The organism is uncultured Porphyromonas sp. (assembly GCF_947254915.1).
Taxonomy (GTDB): Bacteria; Bacteroidota; Bacteroidia; order Bacteroidales; family Porphyromonadaceae; genus Porphyromonas.
This window is the reverse complement of the sequence record NZ_CAMYEZ010000005.1, coordinates 1-22,337: the sequence shown is the minus strand read 5'-3', so window position 1 is coordinate 22,337 and position 22,337 is coordinate 1. Positions and strand designations below refer to the sequence as shown.

The 22,337-nt window shown below is 49.9% G+C and carries 14 protein-coding genes, 1 tRNA gene and 1 pseudogene; 4 read left to right on the top strand and 12 right to left on the bottom strand.

Going from position 1 to position 22,337, the window contains the following annotated elements:
* Positions 1-154 precede the first annotated feature (154 nt).
* The 4 genes from Q0X57_RS00850 to Q0X57_RS00835 all read left to right on the top strand — a co-directional run bounded on the left by Q0X57_RS00850 (position 155) and on the right by Q0X57_RS00835 (position 6,527).
* Positions 155-1,540: a hypothetical protein gene (locus Q0X57_RS00850; protein WP_297726303.1), complete on the top strand. Its 1,386-nt coding sequence runs from the start codon at positions 155-157 to the stop codon at positions 1,538-1,540.
* A gap of 19 nt (positions 1,541-1,559) precedes the next feature.
* Positions 1,560-3,194 (top strand): hypothetical protein, encoded by a 1,635-nt coding sequence (locus tag Q0X57_RS00845; protein WP_297726300.1) that lies wholly within the window; start codon positions 1,560-1,562, stop codon positions 3,192-3,194.
* A gap of 159 nt (positions 3,195-3,353) precedes the next feature.
* On the top strand, positions 3,354-4,838 hold the full coding sequence (locus Q0X57_RS00840) for a hypothetical protein (RefSeq protein WP_297726297.1): 1,485 nt from the start codon (positions 3,354-3,356) through the stop codon (positions 4,836-4,838).
* 279 nt (positions 4,839-5,117) lie between these two features.
* A complete protein-coding gene (locus tag Q0X57_RS00835) occupies positions 5,118-6,527 on the top strand; it encodes a CotH kinase family protein (protein ID WP_297726294.1) in 1,410 nt (469 codons plus the stop codon).
* Between the two features lie 37 nt (positions 6,528-6,564).
* Here Q0X57_RS00835 and Q0X57_RS00830 read toward each other — a convergent pair whose 3' ends face one another.
* The 12 genes and pseudogenes from Q0X57_RS00830 to tuf all read right to left on the bottom strand — a co-directional run.
* Positions 6,565-8,121: a S41 family peptidase gene (locus tag Q0X57_RS00830; RefSeq protein WP_297726290.1), complete on the bottom strand. Its 1,557-nt coding sequence runs from the start codon at positions 8,119-8,121 to the stop codon at positions 6,565-6,567.
* A gap of 175 nt (positions 8,122-8,296) precedes the next feature.
* A pseudogene (locus Q0X57_RS00825) lies at positions 8,297-8,617 on the bottom strand (DUF1016 N-terminal domain-containing protein); the annotation flags it as partial.
* A gap of 569 nt (positions 8,618-9,186) precedes the next feature.
* The gene (gene rpoC / locus Q0X57_RS00820; RefSeq protein WP_297726284.1) at positions 9,187-13,536 is read right to left on the bottom strand and encodes a DNA-directed RNA polymerase subunit beta'; all 4,350 of its coding nucleotides are present in this window, start codon (positions 13,534-13,536) and stop codon (positions 9,187-9,189) included.
* Positions 13,537-13,579: 43 nt separating this feature from the next.
* Positions 13,580-17,422: a DNA-directed RNA polymerase subunit beta gene (rpoB, locus tag Q0X57_RS00815; protein ID WP_297726281.1), complete on the bottom strand. Its 3,843-nt coding sequence runs from the start codon at positions 17,420-17,422 to the stop codon at positions 13,580-13,582.
* Positions 17,423-17,754: 332 nt separating this feature from the next.
* Positions 17,755-18,129: a 50S ribosomal protein L7/L12 gene (rplL, locus tag Q0X57_RS00810; protein WP_297726278.1), complete on the bottom strand. Its 375-nt coding sequence runs from the start codon at positions 18,127-18,129 to the stop codon at positions 17,755-17,757.
* A gap of 49 nt (positions 18,130-18,178) precedes the next feature.
* Positions 18,179-18,709, bottom strand: a complete 531-nt coding sequence (gene rplJ / locus Q0X57_RS00805) for a 50S ribosomal protein L10 (RefSeq protein ID WP_297726274.1) — start codon at positions 18,707-18,709, stop codon at positions 18,179-18,181.
* Positions 18,710-18,737: 28 nt separating this feature from the next.
* On the bottom strand, positions 18,738-19,442 hold the full coding sequence (gene rplA / locus Q0X57_RS00800) for a 50S ribosomal protein L1 (protein ID WP_297726270.1): 705 nt from the start codon (positions 19,440-19,442) through the stop codon (positions 18,738-18,740).
* A gap of 16 nt (positions 19,443-19,458) precedes the next feature.
* Positions 19,459-19,902: a 50S ribosomal protein L11 gene (gene rplK, locus Q0X57_RS00795; protein ID WP_297726268.1), complete on the bottom strand. Its 444-nt coding sequence runs from the start codon at positions 19,900-19,902 to the stop codon at positions 19,459-19,461.
* A 196-nt stretch (positions 19,903-20,098) separates the two neighbouring features.
* Positions 20,099-20,662, bottom strand: a complete 564-nt coding sequence (gene nusG, locus Q0X57_RS00790; protein ID WP_297726265.1) for a transcription termination/antitermination protein NusG — start codon at positions 20,660-20,662, stop codon at positions 20,099-20,101.
* 202 nt (positions 20,663-20,864) lie between these two features.
* Positions 20,865-21,065, bottom strand: coding sequence for a preprotein translocase subunit SecE (secE, locus tag Q0X57_RS00785; protein WP_297726262.1), 201 nt, complete (start codon positions 21,063-21,065; stop codon positions 20,865-20,867).
* Between the two features lie 19 nt (positions 21,066-21,084).
* Positions 21,085-21,157: transfer RNA gene (locus Q0X57_RS00780), tRNA-Trp, on the bottom strand.
* Positions 21,158-21,383: 226 nt separating this feature from the next.
* Positions 21,384-22,337, bottom strand: a 954-nt coding sequence (gene tuf / locus Q0X57_RS00775) for an elongation factor Tu (protein ID WP_297726259.1), incomplete at its 5' end; no start/stop codon positions are given.

Below are 22,337 nucleotides of genomic sequence, written 5' to 3'. Positions count from 1 at the left end.
GAAGTACAAAGATATAATGCGACAGCCCTGTAAACAATACCTCGTGCGTGCTGTGCAAATTGTAAAAGAAAGCGTATCTTTGTGATTGTAGTGAGAATGTTTCAAAGCTTCCTCACTCCTACGACTAACTCTCTAAAAAACATTAAACAAATCTATGACACGATCCTTACTGCGGTCTCTCCTTGGTGGGCTTCTGCTCCTCCTGACCTTAAGCTACTCGCTCTCGGCTCAAAACGACTCCCCCGAGCAAATGGTCATCTACTCTCATGATCAGAATCAACAGGTCGTCAAGAAGACGTTTGACATCTCCCAGGTGGATAGCATCCGCTTTACAGTCGTCAAGGCGCCTACCACAACATTTGAGGTCAAGGATGTCTCTGCGACGGCTTCGTCTGTCACCCTATCTGTCGTCCCCTCAGACAGTAAGACGACTTACTATGTCGGGCTGGACAATAAGGCGCACTACGACAAGACTTTCTCCACTGATCAAGCTTATCTAGACAACAAACTACAGTTTCTACGCACTATGGCGAAAGTCAACAAAAAGGAGTTTGCCGACTATTTAAAGGAAATACTCAAGAAGGGACCTGTGACCCACACGGAAGAGGATCTATATAGCGAGACTGCGTACTATATCTGCGTCTTCGGACTAGATGAGACAGGTCGTGTAACAACTCCACTACACAAGCAGACGGTGAAGACAACAGCTACAAATATGACAGATGATACGACTTTCAAGTTACTCGCGACAGATCAAACACCCCAGTCTCTGACTATCCAGGTAACACCGTCTAACCTAAGCACTGCTTACTTTTGGGGATACTTTACCAAAGATCAGTACGCTGAGTATGAATCTGACGAAAATGCTGTTGCTGACATCATCTTCAATGCAGAGCTATTGAAAGATATAGACTGGAGCAAGCCTGAAAGTACCCTAAGAGGAGTCCAGACAATTACAATCTCCGACTTAAAGCCTAAGACAGAGTATGTCTTGCTCGTCTTCGGAATATCTGCCGAGGGTAAGCAGACGACCAAGGTGGCAACACTGCACCTATCAACGACAGGCGCAATCTCTACAATTCCTGAGAGTCCCGTACCCTTTGGCTCTAATAAGGGTCAGATAGCCGCCTACGAAGCATCTGAGGGGACAACCCTTGACAACGACCTGTCAGGCTCTCAAGGAGAAGAGTATATGTATGTGTACAGAGTCAATAAGTCTCCGATCATCATGCGTATCTACTTCGTCTCAGAGGATGGAGCTGGAGAGCTCAATGAGTACTGGGCTGTGCTGGATAACTATGACAAGGTCTTTCAAGAGGCAGACGGCAAGGTCTCGCTTACTGAGAGCTTTATAGCAAGCCTAAAAAAGAGTGGCTATACAGCCCCCATAGCTGGCGATGAGGGGGCATTCCTCTCTAGCAAGGGAGATCAGTATGATCTCTCAATTATGCCTAGCACGGGCGGAGATCTAGGGATCAAAGTGAACAAGATTGTAGTCCTAGACTTTGCCCCTCGTGGAGAGTTTATACCCAAAAAGTAATCATCAGAAGAGATAATCTATGAAGCGGACTATACTATTCCTACTGAGCCTCTTGCTCCTCACCACGGCTGGGGTACTGGCTCAGGAGACGCCTGCCATCACGATACACACAATCCTACCAAAGGGTAGCACATTCACACTAGGGATCCACTGTCGCCAACCGATTGCTATCGACTGGGGTGACGGAGAGCGTGTGGACTACGAGTCTAACAACTATGGGATTGATGGCATCCAAGGTCAAGTCAAAGGTGATGGCTGGATACGCATCTGGAGTGAAGCTCCCGAGGGTATCCTATCCCTTTATGTAGGCAATGAGCAGAGGAGCCAGCAGGTGGACAGCCTGGACCTCTCTCAGCTACGAGGGCTCAAGTTCCTCTACTGTCAGAACAATCTACTCAGCCGACTAGACATCACCCCTTGCTTCCGACTGATGGAGCTCAACGTAGCTGCCAATCGTCTCTCTGAACTAGATCTGAGGAATGCGCCTCTCCTAGATATGCTGGTCTGTCAAAACAACCAGCTCAAGGCATTGGATCTGTCTCCTGTCCAGAGTCTTATGGCACTGAGATGCGAATACAACAAGATTTCGTCACTGAATCTGCGACACTTCAAGAAGCTCACCGTAATCCATTGCGAGGGCAATCCTTTGACTCAGCTAGACATTTCACAAAACGATGCTCTCCAGCAAATCTTTGCCCAAGAGACGCAGATCACAACTTGGGATCTAACTCCACACAGCGACCTCAGAGTGCTCAATCTCTCCAATATCCCTGGAGTCAATGTCACCTGGGGCGCCAAGGACGAGTTGCGACAGATATTCCTCAACCACAATGGGCTAACCTCCCTCTCGCTGCCTCTTTTGCCTCAGCTAGACAGACTAGAGGTTCAGGACAACGACTTGACCTCCATCAGTCTCGTTGGGCTTCCCTTGCTCAAAGACTTCCGATGCAGTAACAATAAGTTACAGCAACTAGATCTTAGCCCTGTAGGACAGCTCAACTACCTTTTTGCCGAGGGGAACCAACTATCACAGCTAGACCTATCCCACGTCAAGGGTGTCAAGGAGCTACTACTCTCCTACAACAAACTCTCACGGATAGACCTATCTCACTGCCCCGAGCTCTACCTCTTGTGGCTCACGGACAATCCGATTCAAGAGCTAGACATCCGTCCCGTACCGAAGCTCTTCTCGCTATTTCTAGATGGGTGCCAGCTGTCTGACTCAGCTCTAGAGCCCATACTCAAGACGCTACCAGACATCCATAAGATACAGGCTAATGAGCGTACAGCTTGGTGGAAGAAGTGGCTACTCATCAAGAGGAATCCTCTTGCCCAGACGCCTAATGCCCAGCTAGCCGTCACTAAGGGATGGCAGGTGGACTTACTAGACACATGGCCAGGTAGATACAACGAGATCTCCAGCGTACCTGAGGCGACACAAACACGGATCGTTCGCACAGGAGAGCGCCTCAACTTGTCCCCGAGTGACTACACTCCGTCCGATTTCACCCTCTATCTATACGATATGTCGGGAGCTCTCATTGCCACAGCCACACAGTCCTCGCAGCTCTCTGAGATCGAGCTAGGAGATGCGACACAGCACTATCTGTGCATCACGGTCATTGATGGTGCCGTCCTGCGCACACTCCTGTAAGTGAATCTCCGCATCTGCAACACCAACAATGCGTTGTCCTCTTCACACACTCCAGCAAAGGGGACGATCAAATATGATCCAATAGCTTTGGCTGGAGATGCGGAAACGCTCAACTTGACTCACAAAACTAAATGTATAACAACTAAACTAACAGAATCTATGAAACCAAAATTGCTACTAGCGACTTCGCTACTGATGGCATGTATGAGCTTAACACTCTCAGCTCAAACGCTCAATGTACAGGCTGTAACACCCTCTATGGGACAACCTACTGAGGAGACTCAAGGGAGCCTTGCCGATGCCTCCAAAGCCAAGGAACTTCTCACGGGTCAAGAGGGTACAAGTCCGTACTCTACGGATCAGCCTTATATAAAACTTACGACGGCAAAGACTAAAGGCAAGTGGCAATTGACACTGGGGATAAAGAAAGCTGACAAGGGGACCGCTTGGGCTGACCTAAATGGCAATGGTGTCTACGACAAGGGCGAAGAGAATATACAAACATATAAGCTCTGGAAGCCAGCCATTAGCTCACAGACGATCACAATCTATGGAAAGGTTAATTGGGTCGCTTGTACACTGAACGAACTGACTGAGCTAGACGTGTCTCAAAACAACCTAATTACATACTTAGCTTGTGATGAAAACCAGCTAGAGCATCTAGACCTGTCTCATAACTCAACTCTAGAGAAGCTCTACTGCAATAAGAATAACCTACAGGAGCTAGATCTCTCGGCACAGCCGAACTTAAAAGAGCTTTACTGCTTTGACAATCCCAAGCTCCAGACACTAGATCTCACTCTTCAGACAAAACTGGAGGAGCTCTATACCAATCGTTGCGATCTATCTGAGCTAAAGCTCTCCTCACACCCTTTGTTGAAACTGCTTAAAGCCGATGAAAACAAACTAACTACTATCAACCTGTCGGATCTTCCTGAATTACAAAAGCTATGGCTAGGAAGCAATCAGCTCACTGAGATGGATCTGTCTAAACTGCATAAGCTAAACGAAGTACAAGTACAGGAGAATAAAATCTCAACGATTAGCCTGCCTAACCCCTCAGTCATCTCCACCCTAGTATGTGGCGGGAACCCGCTCAAGGCTCTAGATCTCTCGACTTTACCAGCTCTTATGACCTTAGACTGCTCTGAGACCCAAATCTCTGAGTTGGACATCTCTTCTTGTCCTAACATAACGTACATCTATTGCTACTCAAACAGACTAGCGGAAGGTGCTTTGGATAAGACTCTCAGTCAGTTGCCTACTCGAGAGGCTGTAGACCAAGCTTTCTGTATAGCTATAGACACTAGCGATCCCCATGAGCTAAATCAAGCGTCTCCAGCGAGCATCTCTCAAGCGAAGGAAAAAGGGTGGAACGTATACGACTACCAAGCAGGTGCTAACGATGGATATAACCCTTACCAAGGGACAGTAGCCGTAGACCAAGTCTTATCTCACGCTCCACAAGTTCAAGTACAAGGTCAACTAGTCTCAATAGAAGGTGACTATAGTGCTGCTAATGTCATTCGAGCTAATGGAGAGACGGTAGCAACTAAGCTTCCCGCTCTACTCCCCTCAGGAGTATACATAATCTCCTTAGTTTATCAAGGAGGCCTACTGTATCAAAAGGTCTTGGTAGAGTAGCGCTTTTCATCCTCTTCTAGTCGTCCTCTCTTACAGCTTTGTAACTGGGGGCGGCTAGTTGCATAGAGCTGACTGCACAGTCTCAAGCAAAGGTGAGGTGCACTTGACACTGGAATGTGCGAATGATGCGTCAGCTCTGAAGAGTTTGTTTATTAAAGGGGCAATTTATTACCTTTGTTGTAGAATGTGAGGAAGATAGGGTACGACCTTCGTATCGTCTTCGACTGTTAGAGAGACATAATCCTCCTGCTAAGCTGGGAGCCATAAAGTTGTAAAGCTATGAGACACGATTCTATTGGTAGAGTAATCCTTTTGACGCTGGGCGTGATGCTTACGGCGCTGTTGCCCTGTCGTGGGCAGGAAGATGCGGAGCTACCCTCCGATGCTACGGTGCGGCCTTCACAGACTATACCCATCATGTATATCACTACGGCCGATGGCAAGCCGATCATCACGAAGAAAGAGTATAAGCGGGCTACGTTTTACATCGCAGATCCCGCAGGGAAGGTGAGTCTAGGCACTGCCACAGAGCCTCTTAGTATGAACATTCGTGGCAGAGGGCACTCCTCGTGGAAGGGGGACAAGAAGCCCTATAAGATCAAGCTGGACGAGAAGCTCTCACTCATGGGTATGCCGAAGAATAAGCACTGGGCACTCCTGAAGTTTTGGCCTCCGACGATGGCTGGTATGAAGCTTGGCGAGCTGATGGGGATGGCTTGGACACCCTCCACGAAGCCGATTGAGGTGGTGCTCAATGGTGACTATGTCGGTCTGTACTTGCTGACGGAGACGATACGGATCGGGAAGAATCGGGTCAACATCTACGAGCAGCCGGACAATAACGAGGATGCAGCTACGATCCCTGGTGGCTGGCTGGTAGAGGTGGACAACTATAAGGAGCAGAACCAGATTAGCTTTAGAGAGAATGACCGCTGGATCATCAACATCACTTACCACTCACCAAAAGTACTCTCTACGGCACAGAAGAATTGGCTGACTGCAGAGTTTAAGGGGCTCAACGATGATATCTATGCTCCGAACAAAGCAACCAGTCGCTGGAAGGATCGTATCGATGTCGATGCGATGGCTCGCTTTTTCATCATTCAGGAGGTTATGGACAATCCAGATGGCTTCCACGGGAGCTTTTACCTGCACAAAGATCAGGGCGAGGGAAGCAAGTGGGTGGCAGGCCCTATCTGGGATCTCACCTGTATGAATCGGGAGAAGACGGACTACACCTTTAGGATGAAAACCTCTTATGTCTTTGCGCCTCACTGGATCGGGGAGCTACTTAAGGACGAAGACTTTAGCTCAGCCGTCTGCAGGGTGTGGAGAGAGGTGCACCCCGTGCTCTCCGGCGAGTGGATGCGTTACTTGGAGAGTTCCTTTGCCCCTTATGAGGAGGCTTATGAGCGGGACAAGCAGCGCTGGTCTGAGGGTCCCTTCAAGCCCCTGCACAGTGCAGCCGAGGAACTCATGACTGCCCTTCGGCGGAATGTAGACTGGTTTGACAAACACTTGCCAGCTACTCCTAATGCCATTGCGCCCATAGTGCCGACCGCTGGTCGTCACGTCGTCTACACCATGTCGGGCGAGGTCGTGCGCATTGCTGATGACTACAGTGAAGCCGTGCGTGATCTCCCGCAAGGTGTCTATATCGTGGACAATAGCAAGGTAATCGTCCTGTAAGAGCGAGCTCGATAGGAGAGTGAGCTCTTTGTAGGCTCTACTCTTTTGTCTCTGATGTTGTACTGATGACATATTCCCATAGCGGATCCGCCCCAAGCTGGAGCGTATCCTTAGTCTGAGGGATAGATCTATCGGGAACAAGTCTCTTCTCTCTACATCTTGTCTGATCGGGACGCACAAAAGACTTACTGCTAGTATAACCCTTAAAGCCACTGTTGGGTAGCGTGAATCCGATTACATCTCCATAATGGCAAGGGGCGAAGGCACAGGGTGAGCTAGCATCTTCAAGGATAAGAGCCACTCCTGAATCTTGTGCTATAGTTGCTAGTATCCCAGCGCTACTGAAGGTCTTCTCTCCAACGAATATGTAGACGTCTCCCTTAAAAGTTCGTTGAGGTGTGTGACTCTGATTGTATGACATTTGACTTTGACCATCTGTAAGGATTAGGTCACTAAAACTCTTTTCATCGATCATCTTCCCAGAGTACGCTTTCGGAATCCTCTCGGACACGGAGGGGGAGTTACTTCTCCACAACTCAGACACTCGTAGGTGATATGTATAGTGTGATGCGTCCTCTCTTTGCGAAGGTAAATACTGAAGTAGCATATCGCCAAGCATGCTATTTCCTCCTGAATTGTAGCGGAGATCTATGATCAGTGTGTGCGTATGAAGCGAGTCCATCTCTTGAAACATCTGATCAATAAAGTCCGAAAAATGAGGTAGAGAGGATAGGTATGCTTCCTCTTGAGGGGTTAGTGTATATCCACTTGGCTTGGACGTAGTAATGCGACTATACTCGGTCTGATAGTCTTTCATAGCGTTCATCTGGAGGTAAGCAACTCCTGGAGCTGCCATCACGTCATACCAGTACAGAGCTTTTCGTGGAGCAGTAAGCGTGTTGTAATGCGTCGCTTTCGGACTGCTATACAGCTCCACTCTATCACTCACAGATATGGGCGATATAAAGATGGAGTCCATATCAGCAAATGAGACTTTCAAAGTATCTAAGCCTAGAGATCTCCAATAGATACAGAATGACCCCAAAGCACTTACTTGAGAGAGCGAGTACTGCACATTGTCCGCACTAATATAGCGCCTGAGCGTATCAACAACATCTAGAATGGGAATGTCACAGATGGTCTTAATCTCCTTTCCTACATAGCTCTGAAGGGCCTTAGGTGCTGTTGTGAGACGCACCATAGGGTACTCTTCAATCCCTAGCCTAATTGGATAGTAAGTCTTAAACAGAGTGGTGTCAAGAGTCAGCGTAGTGTGACCATCACCCATCAAACTCGTAAATTGCTGAAGAAGGAGGTACGAATCGGAAGGAGTACCGACATGCTTGGCTAGCTGATAAAACTTAGATAGTTCACTATCTAGACTGATTGCAAAGCTCTCCTCAAGCATTTTGGGGTGGCTCTCTTTTAGAAGTTTACCAAGCACTTGTAGATCCCTTTGTGTGGCATTCTCCTCGGTTAGAGTAGATGGGCTGGGGTTGTGTGCAAATGTGATAACGTCTTGAGCGTAAGCGTTGAATGCTAACAGACACAGACATAACGATCTCAGTAAGTAGGGGACAAATCTACTCGTCATAATGGTAGGACTTTGTGTGATTGATGGGTGAATGCACTTGATAGAGTGAATGCTAGGGCGAAGGTACTAAGAACTTGTGAGGGAGCCTAACACTTAATTTCGCAAATCGAGTAACCCGCTGGGACGTGTAACCTGCTGTAGGGGTCCTCGGCGAGTATCGAGCGGGAGAGCGTCCCTACAAAGGGCTACTCGTTTCGCTTTTGAGACTGCGGATACCTTTCGGGTAGACACGCATCAGCACCCGCCTACGATTGTGGCTTGTCAACTTGCCACATATCCAGCCATACTTCTTAGTAGCGAGGATGTAGAATTGCCTTTGCTGGGTCTCTTTACACTTGGTCAAAATGACGATATGCTTCGACCAACTAAATTCTGCAACTAGTGGTTGCAGAATTTCATTTGACTGGTACTCAGCGTAAAAGCGTGCCATATCCCACATGTTGGATACTCCGAACCCCTTAATCCCTGGGAACTCCTTTTGGATATCTTTGGAGAGGGGGTGAGATAGCATAAGTTGGTTCAAGTCTCCATATTGAAGGAAATCGGGCATTTCTCGGTGGAGCTTTTTGATTATCCACGGAGGGATGAAAAAATTCTTCGGAACTTTGATTTGCTTCTTCCGAAGTTTCATTTCATTCTTCCGAACTTTCATTTCGGCCTTCCGTAGGGAAAGTTCGTTTCCTCATTGACGATTCCCGATTTCCTCGGGAGGCGTTAGAGTTGAGAGGTTAGAGTGGGTCTGAGGTGATCGGAGAGGTGTAGCAAAATGTGGGAACGCCTGGATAGTGTCTAGCGGGAGTGCGTCCGTTGTATCAAAGCGAGACGAGTAGCGACATGTAGAGACGCTCGGTCGAGCATCCCTACAACCGTTACTCGTCTCGTCCTCTTATATCTGGGTGGTGACGAAGAGGCACAACAAAAGGAAGGCTCGCATCATGAGGTCGTGTGACCTGTGGGGCGAGCCTTCCTTTTCGTTGCGTGTATCTATGAGGAGGCTATAGGGGGCGCTCCTGAGATAATCTTTACTTTAAGAGCTACTATACGAGCGGCTCTGTGAGGCGCTTGCTACTTAGCGGGTGCAGTCTCGGGGACTTGCTCCTCGTCGAGCTTCTTGGCACGGTAGCTAGCGTCAGATCCTGTCTGACGGCTCTGCGCTTCGATCTCTTCATGCTCTTTCTGCGACATTACGAGGAGCTTGTCATACTCGGGCAGACCTGTACCAGCGGGGATGAGGTGACCGCAGATGACATTCTCCTTGATGCCCTCGAGCTTGTCCGCCTTGCCCGAGATGGCCGCATCGTTGAGTACCTTGGAGGTCTCCTGGAAGGAAGCCGCCGAGATGAAGCCTCGCGTCTGTAGCGCAGCCTTTGTGATACCCTGTAGGATCTGATTGGTCGTAGCAGGCATCGCATCACGAGCCACGGCGGGCTTGAGGTCACGACGCTTGAGGGAGCTATTCTCATCACGAAGCTTACGGCTTGAGATGATCTGTCCAGGCTTCATGGTGGTGGAGTCACCAGCGTCGGTGATCACCTTCATACCCCAGAGCTTGTCGTTCTCCTCGGTAGCATCGTTCTTGTCTACAATCTGCTGAGGCATCAGGAGGGTATCTCCTGGGTCGATGACCTGTACCTTGCGCATCATCTGGCGGACGATCACCTCAAAGTGCTTATCATTGATCTTCACACCTTGTAGACGATAGACGTCCTGAACCTCGTTGACGATGTACTCCTGTACGGCTGTGGGGCCCTGGATGGCGAGAATGTCGGCTGGTGTGACAGCGCCCTCGGAGAGAGGCATACCGGCACGTACATAGTCGCCAGGCTGTACGAGGATCTGCTTCGTAAGTGGTACGAAGTACTTGCGGATCTCGCCTAGACGGGAGGTGATTGAGATCTCCTGATTACCACGCTTGACACCAGCGAAGTCGATGGTACCGTCGATCTCTGCTACGACAGCAGGGCTCGATGGATTGCGTGCCTCAAAGAGCTCCTGAACACGAGGCAGACCACCCGTAATATCACCTGCACCAGAGATGGCGCGAGGTGTCTTGGTGATGATGTCGCCCTGAGTGATCATATCGCCATCCTCCTTGACAAGGTGTGCGCCGACAGGAAGGTTGTACGAGCGAAGTACGTTGCCCTGCTCGTCCAGTATCTGAGCGGTCGGGATGAGATTGTTCTTGACACCCTGCTTGCGGATGATGACCATCTCCTTGTGGGAGGCACTCTCGTCGGTCTCGTACTCGAAGGTAACCTTCTCAACAAGATTCTCAAAGACTAGACGACCTGAGAACTCGGAGATGAGAGCCGTATTGTGTGGGTCAAAGTTGAGCAGCGTATCGTCCTTGCTGACGGTAGCCCCATTTGCAAAGAAGATGGTGCTGGCATAGGGTACCAGCTCGTGCTGCAGTATGACACCAGTCTTGGGGTCTAGGATGCGTAGCTCAGCGGTACGGTTGACCACGATGTGTGCGGAACGCATATTGCCATCTCGTCCAGCACGCTCTACGTCTACGTAGCGTATGTCTGAGTACTCGACAGTTCCAGAGAATCGTGCACGTACGGTAGCATCGGTCTCTTGGTTGCTCGCCGTACCACCAGCGTGGAAGGTTCGTAGCGTCAGCTGCGTACCCGGCTCACCAATAGCTTGGGCAGCAATGACTCCGACCACCTCGCCGCGCTGTACGAGCTTGTTGGTGGCAAGATTGCGACCGTAGCACTTGGCGCAGACACCGTTTTTCGTTTCGCAGGTGAGCACGGAGCGCACCTCGACAGTCTCAATGCCTGCAGCCGTGATGGCTGCCACGGCGGCCTCGTTGATTTCGTCACCAGCATGTACGATGTACTCGCCTGTCTCGGGGTGCTTGATATCATGGACGGATGTACGACCGAGGATGCGCTCGCCTAGGGTGGCGACGACGGTACTATTCTTCATCACGTCAGACATCTCGATGCCTCGCAGTGTGCCGCAGTCCTCCTCAGAGATGACGACATCGTGCGATACGTCTACGAGACGACGGGTCAGGTAACCCGCATCTGCCGTCTTAAGAGCGGTATCGGCTAGACCCTTACGAGCACCGTGTGAGGAGATAAAGTACTCTAGCACGGAGAGACCCTCCTTAAAGTTGGAGAGAATAGGGTTCTCAATGACCTGACCACCACCGGAACCACTCTTCTGAGGCTTAGCCATCAGACCACGGATACCAGCGAGCTGACGAATCTGCTCCTTCGAACCACGAGCTCCTGAGTCCATCATCATGAAGATGTTGTTGAAGCCGTCGTCGTCCTGAGCTAGCTGTCTCATCAGCGAAGCGGTGATCTTGTTTGACACATTACTCCAGGTGTCGATGATCTGGTTGTAGCGCTCTGTATTGGTGATAAAGCCCTCGTTGTACTGTGCGAAGATCTCCTCAACGCGCTCATTGCCCTCAGCGACGAGTTGCTCCTTGTCCTTAGGGATGACGACGTCTTGCAGACGGAAGGAGAGACCTCCCTTGAATGCCATGTGGTATCCGAGGTTCTTGATCTTGTCTAGGAACTGTGCGGTCTTTGCAAAGCCACACACCTTGATTACGTTGGAGATGATGGAGCGGAGTGCGCCCTTGCCGAGGGTTTCGTTGATGTAGCCCACTTCGGTGGGTACGTTTTCATTGACCATGATACGCCCCATCGAGGTCTCGATGATCTTGCTGACGAGCTGACCGTCCTCGAGGACGTTGTCGATGAGGACATTGATTGGTGCGTGGATGTCTAGCTTGCCCTCATTGTATGCGATGCGAGCCTCCTCAACACCGTAAAAAGTGTGTCCGCTGCCCTTGGATCCTTTGCGGATCTTGGTAATATAGTAGAGACCCAAGACCATATCCTGTGAAGGGACAGTGATAGGAGCACCGTTGGCAGGGTTGAGGATGTTGTGAGAGGCGAGCATGAGTAGCTGAGCCTCGAGGATAGCCTCGTTGCCTAGGGGAAGGTGCACAGCCATCTGGTCACCATCGAAGTCGGCGTTGAATGCGGTACAAGCCAAGGGGTGTAGCTGGATAGCCTTGCCCTCGATCATCTTGGGCTGGAAGGCTTGTATACCTAGACGGTGTAGTGTAGGAGCACGGTTGAGCAGTACGGGGTGTCCCTTCATAACGTTCTCTAGGATCTCCCAAATGACGTTGTCACGACGGTCTACGATACGCTTGGCGCTCTTGACGGTCTTTACGACACCACGCTCAATGAGCTTGCGAATGATAAAGGGCTTGTAGAGCTCTGCTGCCATATCCTTAGGTAGTCCGCACTCGTGCATCTGCAGCTCAGGACCGACGACGATGACGGAACGTGCGGAGTAGTCTACACGCTTACCGAGTAGGTTCTGACGGAAGCGACCAGGTTTACCCTTGAGGCTGTCTGAGAGAGACTTGAGAGGACGGTTGTTTTCGCCCTTGAAAGCACTTGACTTGCGAGAGTTGTCGAGTAGTGAGTCAACAGCCTCCTGGAGCATACGCTTCTCATTGCGAATGATCACCTCGGGGACGCTCTGCTCGAGGAGTCGTTTGAGACGGTTGTTACGCAGGATGACACGACGATAGAGCTCGTTGAGATCGCTTGTAGCAAAGCGACCACCATCAAGTGGTACGAGTGGACGTAGATCGGGGGGGATGACTGGTACCACCTTGAGGATCATCCACTCTGGACGGTTGATATCCTTGGAGGCACGGAAGGACTCGACAACGTTGAGACGCTTGAGTGCGTCTAGACGACGCTGCTGTGAGGTCTCTGTCTGTGCCCTGTCACGGAGCTCGTAGGAGAGTGTGTCTAGATCTAGGTTGGAGAGCATCTCATAGAGTGCCTCTGCACCAATCTTTGCGACAAATTTGTCTGGATCACTCTCGGGTAGGTCATAGTTGTCTGGGTGACTCTGGTCAATTTCGTCTAGCTTGGCTTGATACTCCTCCTCGGTGAGGATCGTATTGACCTCTAGGTCAGAGACCCCGCTCTGCAGTACGATATATTTCTCATAGTAGATGATCGCCTCAAGGTCTTTTGACTTGAGATTGAGCAGAGCTGCGAGCTTGTTAGGTAGACTACGGAAGTACCAAATATGCGCAACGGGTACAGCGAGCTTGATGTGTCCAGTCCGCTCACGACGTACTTTCTTCTCCGTAACCTCTACACCGCATCGGTCGCAGATGGTGCCACGGAAACGTATGCGCTTGAACTTACCACAGTTACACTCGTAATCTTTGACTGGGCCGAAGATTCTCTCGCAAAAGAGTCCGTCACGTACTGGCTTGTATGTTTTATAGTCAAGAGTATTCGGATTCGTAACCTCTCCATGTGAAGCCGCTAGGATCTCCTCTGGGGATGCCAGGGAGAGCCTAATGGATGAAAAGGTGGTCTTGCTCTTAGGGGCTGTCTTGTATGCCATAACTTAAGTCTGACTATATATAGTGTGTAAGGATAGGGAGGAATTACTCAATATGTACGCTGAGGGCGAGACCCTTGAGCTCATTGAGTAGCACGTTGAGAGACTCGGGGAGACCTGGCGTGGGCATATTGTCACCACGCACGATCGCCTCGTAAGCCTTAGAGCGACCTACGACGTCATCACTCTTGATGGTGAGGATCTCCTGAAGGACGTGGGCTGCACCGAAGGCCTCAAGTGCCCACACCTCCATCTCTCCGAAGCGCTGACCTCCGAAGTTGGACTTACCACCGAGAGGCTGCTGCGTGATCAGTGAGTACGGACCGATAGAGCGGGCGTGCATCTTGTCGTCGACCATATGACCGAGCTTGAGGAAGTAGGTGACACCGACGGTTGCCTCCTGGTCAAAAGGCTCACCAGTACCTCCGTCAAAGAGCTTCATCTGACCGCCACGTGGTAGACCAGCCTTGTCAGTCCACTCATTGAGGTCATCAAGTGTAGCTCCATCGAAGATAGGAGTGGCGAACTTGACTCCGAGCTTACGTCCAGCCCATGCTAGAACGGCCTCAAAAATCTGTCCCAAGTTCATACGTGAAGGCACACCCAGCGGGTTAAGACAGATGTCTACTGGCGTACCGTCTGGTAGGTAAGGCATGTCCTCACGACGTACGATCTTGGAGACGATACCCTTGTTACCATGTCGTCCAGCCATCTTATCACCGACCTGTATCTTGCGCTTCTTAGCAATCAGGATCTTTGCGGTCTGAATGATGCCTGAAGGCAACTCGTCACCGAGGGTCTCATCGAGCTTGCGCCTATTGACATCTGCAACGGTAACCTTGTTCTTCTTAATATAGTTAGCGATCGTCTGCTTGACAAGCTGATTGGTATGCTCGTCCTTGGTCCAGTCGGACATCCGCAAATCGTTGTAGTCTAGCTCAAGGAGCAGAGACTTGGTGATGCGTGTGCCCGCCTTGACCTTGACGACACCGATGTAGTCAACGAAGTCTGTCGCTGTTGTCTTGTGCTTCTTGAGGATAATCTGAAGCTTGGAGACGAGCTCCTCTTTGAGTGCCGTCTGTAGCTTGGAGAGCTCCTCTTCATAGCGCTGATTGATCTTGCGTGTGGCTGCTATGCCACCCTTGCGATTGGCGCGTGAGTAAAGCTTCGTATCGATGACGACACCTTTGAGCGAGGGTGAAGCCTTGAGCGAAGCGTCTTTGACATCTCCTGCCTTATCGCCAAAGATGGCTAGAAGTAACTTCTCCTCTGGGGTGGGGTCGGACTCTCCCTTTGGCGTGATCTTACCTACGAGAATGTCTCCAGGGACAATGCGAGCTCCGACACGGACGATACCGTTGGCATCAAGATCTTTCGTAGCCTCCTCGCTTACGTTGGGGATGTCTGCTGTGAACTCCTCCATACCTCGCTTCGTCTCACGAACGTCTAGTGAGTACTCATCAACATGTACAGAGGTGAAGAGGTCCTCAGCAACTACACGCTCGTTGAGCACGATAGCATCCTCGTAGTTGTAACCCTTCCAAGGCATGTAAGCAGCCAGGATGTTGCGCCCGAGAGCTAGCTCACCATCTTGTGTGGAAAAGCCCTCGGTGAGTATCTGACCCTTGGTGACGCGGTCACCCTTGCGACATACTGGGCTTAGGTCTATCGTGGTAGATTGGTTGGTCTTGCGATACTTGGGGAGCTTGTAAGTAATCTCTGAGGGCTCAAAGCTGACGAGTTCCTCCTCCTCCGTGCGATCGTAGTCAATCACAATCTTGGTAGCATCTACATAGACGACGACACCATCGCCCTCTGCCTCTACTTGGGTACGAGAGTCTGAGACTAGTCTGCGCTCGATGCCTGTGCCTACGATAGGAGCCTCGGGCGTTAGCAGAGGTACTGCCTGGCGCATCATGTTTGATCCCATAAGGGCACGGTTAGCATCGTCGTGCTCAAGGAATGGAATGAGTGACGCTGCAATCGAAGCAATCTGCGTCGGAGAGACGTCCATCAGATCAACTTCTGAGGGCTCTACTACGGGGAAGTCTGCTCCATAACGCGCCTTGACACGAGAGCGGACGAAGTGTCCGTCTTCGCTTAGAGGAGCATTTCCCTGAGCTACGGTCTTGTCCTCTTCTTCCTCAGCGGTATAGTAGGCTAGCTGGGAATCTTTGAAGCTGACGGTGCCTTTCTCGACATTGCGATAAGGGGTCGTGATGAAGCCTAGCTCATTGATCTTAGCATAGACGCAGAGAGAAGAGATGAGTCCAATGTTTGGACCCTCAGGAGTCTCAATAGGACAAAGGCGGCCATAATGGGTGTAGTGTACGTCTCGCACCTCAAAGCCTGCACGGTCTCGTGTCAGACCGCCTGGCCCTAGTGCCGATAGACGACGCTTGTGCGTAATCTCAGAGAGTGGATTCTGCTGATCCATAAACTGTGAGAGTGCGTTGGTCCCGAAGAAGCTATTGACAACCGATGCAATAGTCTTGGAGTTGACAAGGTCAACGGGCGTAAAGACCTCGCTGTCACGAACGTTCATGCGCTCCTTGACCGTACGAGCCATACGGCTCAGACCTATACTAAACTGATTGTATAGCTGCTCTCCGACGGTTCGGACACGACGGTTCGAGAGGTGATCGATATCATCAACAGGAGCCTTACCATTGACGAGCTTGATCAGGTGGCGTATGATAGCAACGATATCCTCAGCCGTGAGGATCCTGATGTCGGGATCAATGTCTAGGCCGAGCTTGCTATTGATTTTGTAGCGTCCTACATCGCCCAGGTCATAGCGCTTCTCTGAGAAGAAAATGTTGTTGAAGATCTCCTTAGCACTCTGATCATCGGGCGGAGTAGAGTTGCGTAGGAGGTTGTAGATGAAGTTGTAAGCGGCTTGCTCGGAGTTGGCCGAGTCACGCTTGAGCGTGTTGAAGATGATCGAGTAGTCCATGACCTCTTGGTCGGTAGACTCCTGATCGGATGTGGATAGGTCACGACGTAGTAGGATGGTCTCGATCCCATTCTCTAGGATGACCTGAGCATTTCCCTCGTCTAGTATTGCATTTTGCTCTACGAGCGTGTTGTATCGAGCGAATGTCTCAGTCTCTCCGGTCTCCTCTTCGCTCTCCTCATCGTAGTACTTTAAGATGACGGAGGCGGCTAGCTGTCGTCCATAGTTAGCCTGTAGCGTCTCTAGTGTGACGGGGACCTCCTCGGCGATACCAAAGAGATCAAGTATATCCTTGTCCGTCTCATAGCCTATGGCACGTAGGAGCGTCGTGATGGGGAGCTTCTTCTTACGATCAATGTAAGCGTATAGCTCGTTGTTCGTATCGGTAGCAAATTCAATCCAAGACCCCTTGAATGGGATGATACGAGCCGAGTACAATCTCGTCCCGTTGTTGTGTAGGCTGGATCCAAAGAAGACACCTGGAGAACGGTGTAGCTGGGATACGACTACTCTCTCTGCACCATTGATGACGAATGTCCCCGCAGGTGTCATATAGGGGATAGATCCTAGGAAAACGTCCTGTACGGTAGATTCAAAGTCTTCGTGCTCGGGATCTTCGCAGGTTAGCTTGAGCTTAGCCCTTAGGGGAACACTGTAGGTAAGACCACGACGCAGGCACTCCTCTATTGAGTATTTAGGAGGATCAACGAAATAGTCTTCAAACAAGAGCTTGAAGTTGTTACGAGTGTCTTCGATGGGGAAGTTCTCAGAGAAGACTTTAAATAATCCCTCTTTCTTTCTACTCTCGGTCGGAGTATCGAGTTGAAAGAAATCCTGAAAAGATTTGAGCTGCACCTCCAAGAAGTCAGGGTACTCCATTGGATGAGCAATAGATGCGAAGCTCTTTCTAGTATTAGTTGGTTTGGATGCCATCGTATGCTTCAGAGAGAAATGGTAAATGTAGGGGGAGTGGAGCTACTCTCAATGAGAGAGGCGGATAGAGTAGGAAGTCTCCCTTGGGGGGAAGCTATTACTCAAGTTGAGCTAGTGTGTCTAGCTCTAGAGGCTTGTATCTGACCCTATCTGACAGTCCAAGACACCTCCTCAGCGTACAAGCAAAGTGTCTCCCCGTATGGTGACTGCTTCGTCTGTGAGTGGTGCCTTTAGAGAGCAAAAGATGCGAAAAGGCTAAGAACTCCCCCCATATGTATCAAGGGGGGAATCCTTAACCAATATGACCTGTGTCAGACAGGTGTCAAGCGGGTTTACTTTAGTTCAACCTCAGCACCAGCCTCCTCAAGAGCAGCCTTGAGAGCCTCAGCTGTAGCCTTGTCAACACCCTCCTTGATGTTAGCGGGCGCTGCATCAACAAGCTCCTTAGCCTCCTTGAGGCCAAGACCTGCATGCTCCTTAACAGCCTTAACGACTGCAAGCTTAGCAGAGCCAAAGCTCTTGAGTACAACGTCAAAAGAGCTCTTCTCTTCTGCCTCTGCTGCAGCACCAGCTGCAGGACCTGCTACAGCAACTGCTGCAGCTGCAGGCTCGATACCATACTCCTCCTTGAGGAGCTCCTTGAGCTCGCTTACTTCCTTTACTGTGAGATTAACAAGAGTCTCTGCAATAGCCTTTATATCTGCCATGTCTGTATTGATGTTTTGTTTGTTTCTGAATGAAGTGAATGCTTAGATATTATTGCCTCTCGGCTAGGGTATCTAAGACCCCATGGATAGTGCCAGCTGCTGAGTCAAGCTGCCCGAGGACACCCTGGATTGGGCCCTCCAGCATAGCAACGATATCAGCAATGAGCTCCTCGCGACTCTTAATGTTGACGAGAGCCTCGAGTTGGTCAGCTCCGATGTAAAAGCCCTCCTGTACGTACGCAGACTTTAGGTCTGGACGTCCGAGTTCCTTATTATCAGAGCGGAAAGCCTTGATTGCTTTAGCTGGAGCATTAGCAACCTCTGAAAACATGACGGCTGTATTGCCCTTGAGAGACTCATAGAGCTCTGCAAAATTGACAGAGTCAATCTCGCTGAGGGCACGACGCATCAATGTGTTCTTGACTACGACCAACTTGACTCCACTCTTGTTACAGAGTCGGCGCAGTTCGCTCGTCTTCTCTGCATTGAGCGCTTCAATATTGGTCAAGTAGAAGTTTGGGTACCTCTCTATATATTCGTGCAACTGCTCAATGACAGTTGATTTCGTTTCCTTTTTCATAGAATTGTGTTCCTTAGTTGATGAGACGTTATTCTACTACGGATACGACTGACTTGGGATCAACCTTGATCCCTGCACTCATTGTTGTAGAGAGATAGATGCTCTTGATATAGGTTCCCTTAGCAGAGGAGGGCTTCAGGCGTAGCACCGTATCGATGAACTCCTTAGCGTTTTCTCTAATCTGCTTAGGATCAAAAGAGATCTTACCCACAGAGGTATGTATGATACCAGCCTTGTCAACCTTGAAGTCTATCTTACCAGCCTTTACTTCCTTGATAGCAGCTCCGATTTCATTTGTTACGGTACCACTCTTAGGATTAGGCATCAGACCACGAGGTCCTAGTACACGACCCAAAGCTCCAATCTTGCCCATAACGCTAGGCATAGTGATGATTACATCAATGTCCGTCCATCCAGACTTAATCTTGTTGATGTACTCATCAAGACCGACATAGTCAGCCCCTGCCTCTTGCGCCTCTGCCTCCTTGTCTGGAGTACAGAGAGCTAGGACACGTACCTCCTTACCGATACCGTGAGGCAGTGAGACAGTGCCACGCACCATCTGATTAGCCTTGCGAGGATCGACACCCAGACGAATGTCTATGTCTACTGAGGCATCAAACTTAGTGAAGGTAATCTCCTTCAAAAGCTTGGAAGCCTCATCTAGTGAATAGGACTTGCCTGCTTCGACCTTACTCGCTGCTATCTTCTGATTTTTTGTTAGTTTACTCATTTCAGTTGATTTGCGATTAGAGATTCTCAGGTTTCGTACCCGTTACACTAATCCCCATACTACGAGCTGTACCAGCGACCATCTTCATCGCAGACTCGACAGCAAAGCAGTTGAGGTCAGACATCTTATCTTCTGCTATAGTCCGTACTTGATCCCAAGTGACTTTAGCGACTTTGATTCGGTTGGGTTCTGCTGAGCCACCCTTTGCCTTGCTAGCCTCTAGTAGCTGGATTGCTACGGGAGGAGTCTTGACGATAAAGTCAAAGGACTTGTCAGCATAGTAGGTTATCACGACTGGCAATACCTTACCAGCGCGATCCTGAGTCCTGGCATTAAATTGCTTGCAAAACTCCATAATGTTGATGCCCTTAGCACCAAGTGCTGGGCCCACGGGAGGCGAGGGGTTAGCGGCCCCTCCTTTGATTTGCAGCTTAAGCTGCCCTGCAACTTCTTTTGCCATTTTTATTATTCAATTATATTATAAACAGCTACACACGGAGTCGTTACTGCATTTATGGTAGCACTCTTATGGAAAGGGTAAAGGGGGCAAGTCTTTAGATTGGAAGCTAGACTGCATCTCTACGCTGTCCGAAAGAGTTAGCACTAACATCTATGCGAGCAACTATGAGTCGGTATGCTCGATCCGTAACAATCTTCTATTCCTTCTCAACCTGTGTGTAATCAAGCTCCAGTGGAGTCTTTCTTCCGAAGATCTTCACCATCACCTTGAGCTTTCTCTTATCACTTTTGACCTCATCAATTGTTGCTGAGAAGTCTGAGAACGGTCCATCTATGACTCGTACAGACTCGCCGACACTATACTCAACGTCAAAGCGTCCAGCTCCCTCAGCATCTCGGTCTGCCTGACCCAAGAGATCTTGCACTTCTTGAGTGCGCAAAGGTTCGGGTGCTAGCTGACCATCGCTCATACGAGAGGTCAAAAAACCAATCACATTAGGGATCGTGCACAGCGTGTGCTCTGTGTCTCCCACGAGGGCTGCCTCTACCAGCACATAACCTGGCATATAGGGGCGTTCATTGACCACCTTCTTGCCATTGCGCTGAGAGACCACCTGCTCGGTGGGAACCAATACGCGTCGTACGTACGAGCCTAATGCTCCATTGGACTTTGCCGCTTCTATATACTCACAGACTTTCTTTTCCTGTCCACTGAGGACACGAAGGACGTAAAATCTCATGGGTTGTGAATCTTGACTCATCTCTTTACTTTAGATTAGATTCGATTATAGAATACGACTGATCCGTTTGTTTTTCTCAATACAATCCTGTCAAGACTGAATATAGACGATGTCGCAATAGGACAACTTCATAAGTTACGTCTAGAATGTTATCCTCTAGACTCTTCTATATCTCTCAGGACTTATACAAATGTGTGGATGCTCTTAGAGCGTGATGCCTAGACTAAGCTAGACCGTATATGAGCTGCATCAGTTGCTGGAAGACAAAGTCTACTCCTGCAACAAAGATGGCAATAATCACTGAAGCGACCATAACGACTACAGTGCTATTGATTAGTTCACTACGACTGGGCCAGCTAACCTTGTGTGCCAGCTCATTGTAGCAGTTCTTAATGTATGAGCCTATACGCTTGAAGAAATTCATAAGAGCATCTTATAGTTTGCACGGGTTGAGAGGCTCGAACTCCCGACACCAGGTTTTGGAGACCTGTGCTCTACCAACTGAGCTAAACCCGTATGTTTGTATCGTCTTGACTTTGTCTGACTCGTCTAGTGACTCAATCAGTTTGAGATGAAGACGGTGGTTATTAAAACTCCTCGGAACTCCCCCTCCCACTATGAGCGTTGCACCGATTGGGAGGTGCGTCTATATTTAGTGGGGGAGGGAGTTAGGAGAAGTCTAGTAGCTGTCTATCCCCTAGCGTACTCAGAGTGCGTGAGAGGACTAGGTCAGCGGAGAGAATTAGTCCTCTAGAGAGGTGATCTGACCAGCACCGACCGTACGACCACCCTCGCGGATAGCGAAGCGTAGACCTACGCTACAAGCTACTGGAGAGATGAGCTTGACATCAATGGTGACGTTATCACCAGGCATAACCATATCAATACCCTCTGGTAGTGTGATCTCACCAGTTACGTCTAGCGTACGGATGTAGAACTGAGGACGATACTTGTTGTGGAATGGAGTGTGACGACCACCCTCTTCCTTCTTCAGGATGTAGACCTCAGCCTTGAAGTGATCGTGAGGCTTAACCTGTCCTGGGTGTGCTAGAACCATACCGCGCTTGATCTCGTCCTTGTCGATACCACGGAGTAGGAGACCTACGTTATCACCAGCCTCACCCTCATCAAGAATCTTGCGGAACATCTCCACGCCAGTTACGACGCTCTTCTTGCCCTCAGCACCTAGACCGATGATCTGAACCTCGTCGTTGACCTTAACGACACCAGTCTCAATACGACCCGTAGCCACTGTACCACGACCTGTGATAGAGAATACGTCCTCTACAGGCATTAGGAAAGGCTTGTCAATGTCGCGCTCAGGTAGTGGAATCCACTCATCTACAGCCTGCATGAGCTCCATGATCTTCTCGCACCACTTGGGCTCGCCATTGAGAGCACCAAGAGCAGAGCCACGGATGACAGGCGTGTTGTCGCCGTCGAACTCATAGAAGCTTAGTAGCTCACGCATATCCATCTCTACGAGCTCAAGCATCTCCTCGTCATCAACAAGGTCGCACTTGTTCATAAAGACAACTAGACGAGGTACGTTGACCTGACGTGCTAGTAGGATGTGCTCACGAGTCTGAGGCATAGGACCGTCAGTTGCAGCAACTACGATGATAGCACCGTCCATCTGAGCAGCACCAGTTACCATGTTCTTGACATAGTCGGCGTGGCCTGGGCAGTCTACGTG

Bases quoted from the DNA above. Each gene is read 5' to 3' on its own strand.
- nusG (WP_297726265.1), bottom strand. From the start codon at position 20,662: ATGAGTCAAGATTCACAACCCATGAGATTTTACGTCCTTCGTGTCCTC.
- rpoB (WP_297726281.1), bottom strand. From the start codon at position 17,422: ATGGCATCCAAACCAACTAATACTAGAAAGAGCTTCGCATCTATTGCT.
- rplL (WP_297726278.1), bottom strand. From the start codon at position 18,129: ATGGCAGATATAAAGGCTATTGCAGAGACTCTTGTTAATCTCACAGTA.
- Q0X57_RS00850 (WP_297726303.1), top strand. From the start codon at position 155: ATGACACGATCCTTACTGCGGTCTCTCCTTGGTGGGCTTCTGCTCCTC.
- rplJ (WP_297726274.1), bottom strand. From the start codon at position 18,709: ATGAAAAAGGAAACGAAATCAACTGTCATTGAGCAGTTGCACGAATAT.
- secE (WP_297726262.1), bottom strand. From the start codon at position 21,065: ATGAATTTCTTCAAGCGTATAGGCTCATACATTAAGAACTGCTACAAT.
- Q0X57_RS00835 (WP_297726294.1), top strand. From the start codon at position 5,118: ATGAGACACGATTCTATTGGTAGAGTAATCCTTTTGACGCTGGGCGTG.
- Q0X57_RS00840 (WP_297726297.1), top strand. From the start codon at position 3,354: ATGAAACCAAAATTGCTACTAGCGACTTCGCTACTGATGGCATGTATG.
- Q0X57_RS00845 (WP_297726300.1), top strand. From the start codon at position 1,560: ATGAAGCGGACTATACTATTCCTACTGAGCCTCTTGCTCCTCACCACG.
- rpoC (WP_297726284.1), bottom strand. From the start codon at position 13,536: ATGGCATACAAGACAGCCCCTAAGAGCAAGACCACCTTTTCATCCATT.
- rplA (WP_297726270.1), bottom strand. From the start codon at position 19,442: ATGAGTAAACTAACAAAAAATCAGAAGATAGCAGCGAGTAAGGTCGAA.
- Q0X57_RS00830 (WP_297726290.1), bottom strand. From the start codon at position 8,121: ATGACGAGTAGATTTGTCCCCTACTTACTGAGATCGTTATGTCTGTGT.
- rplK (WP_297726268.1), bottom strand. From the start codon at position 19,902: ATGGCAAAAGAAGTTGCAGGGCAGCTTAAGCTGCAAATCAAAGGAGGG.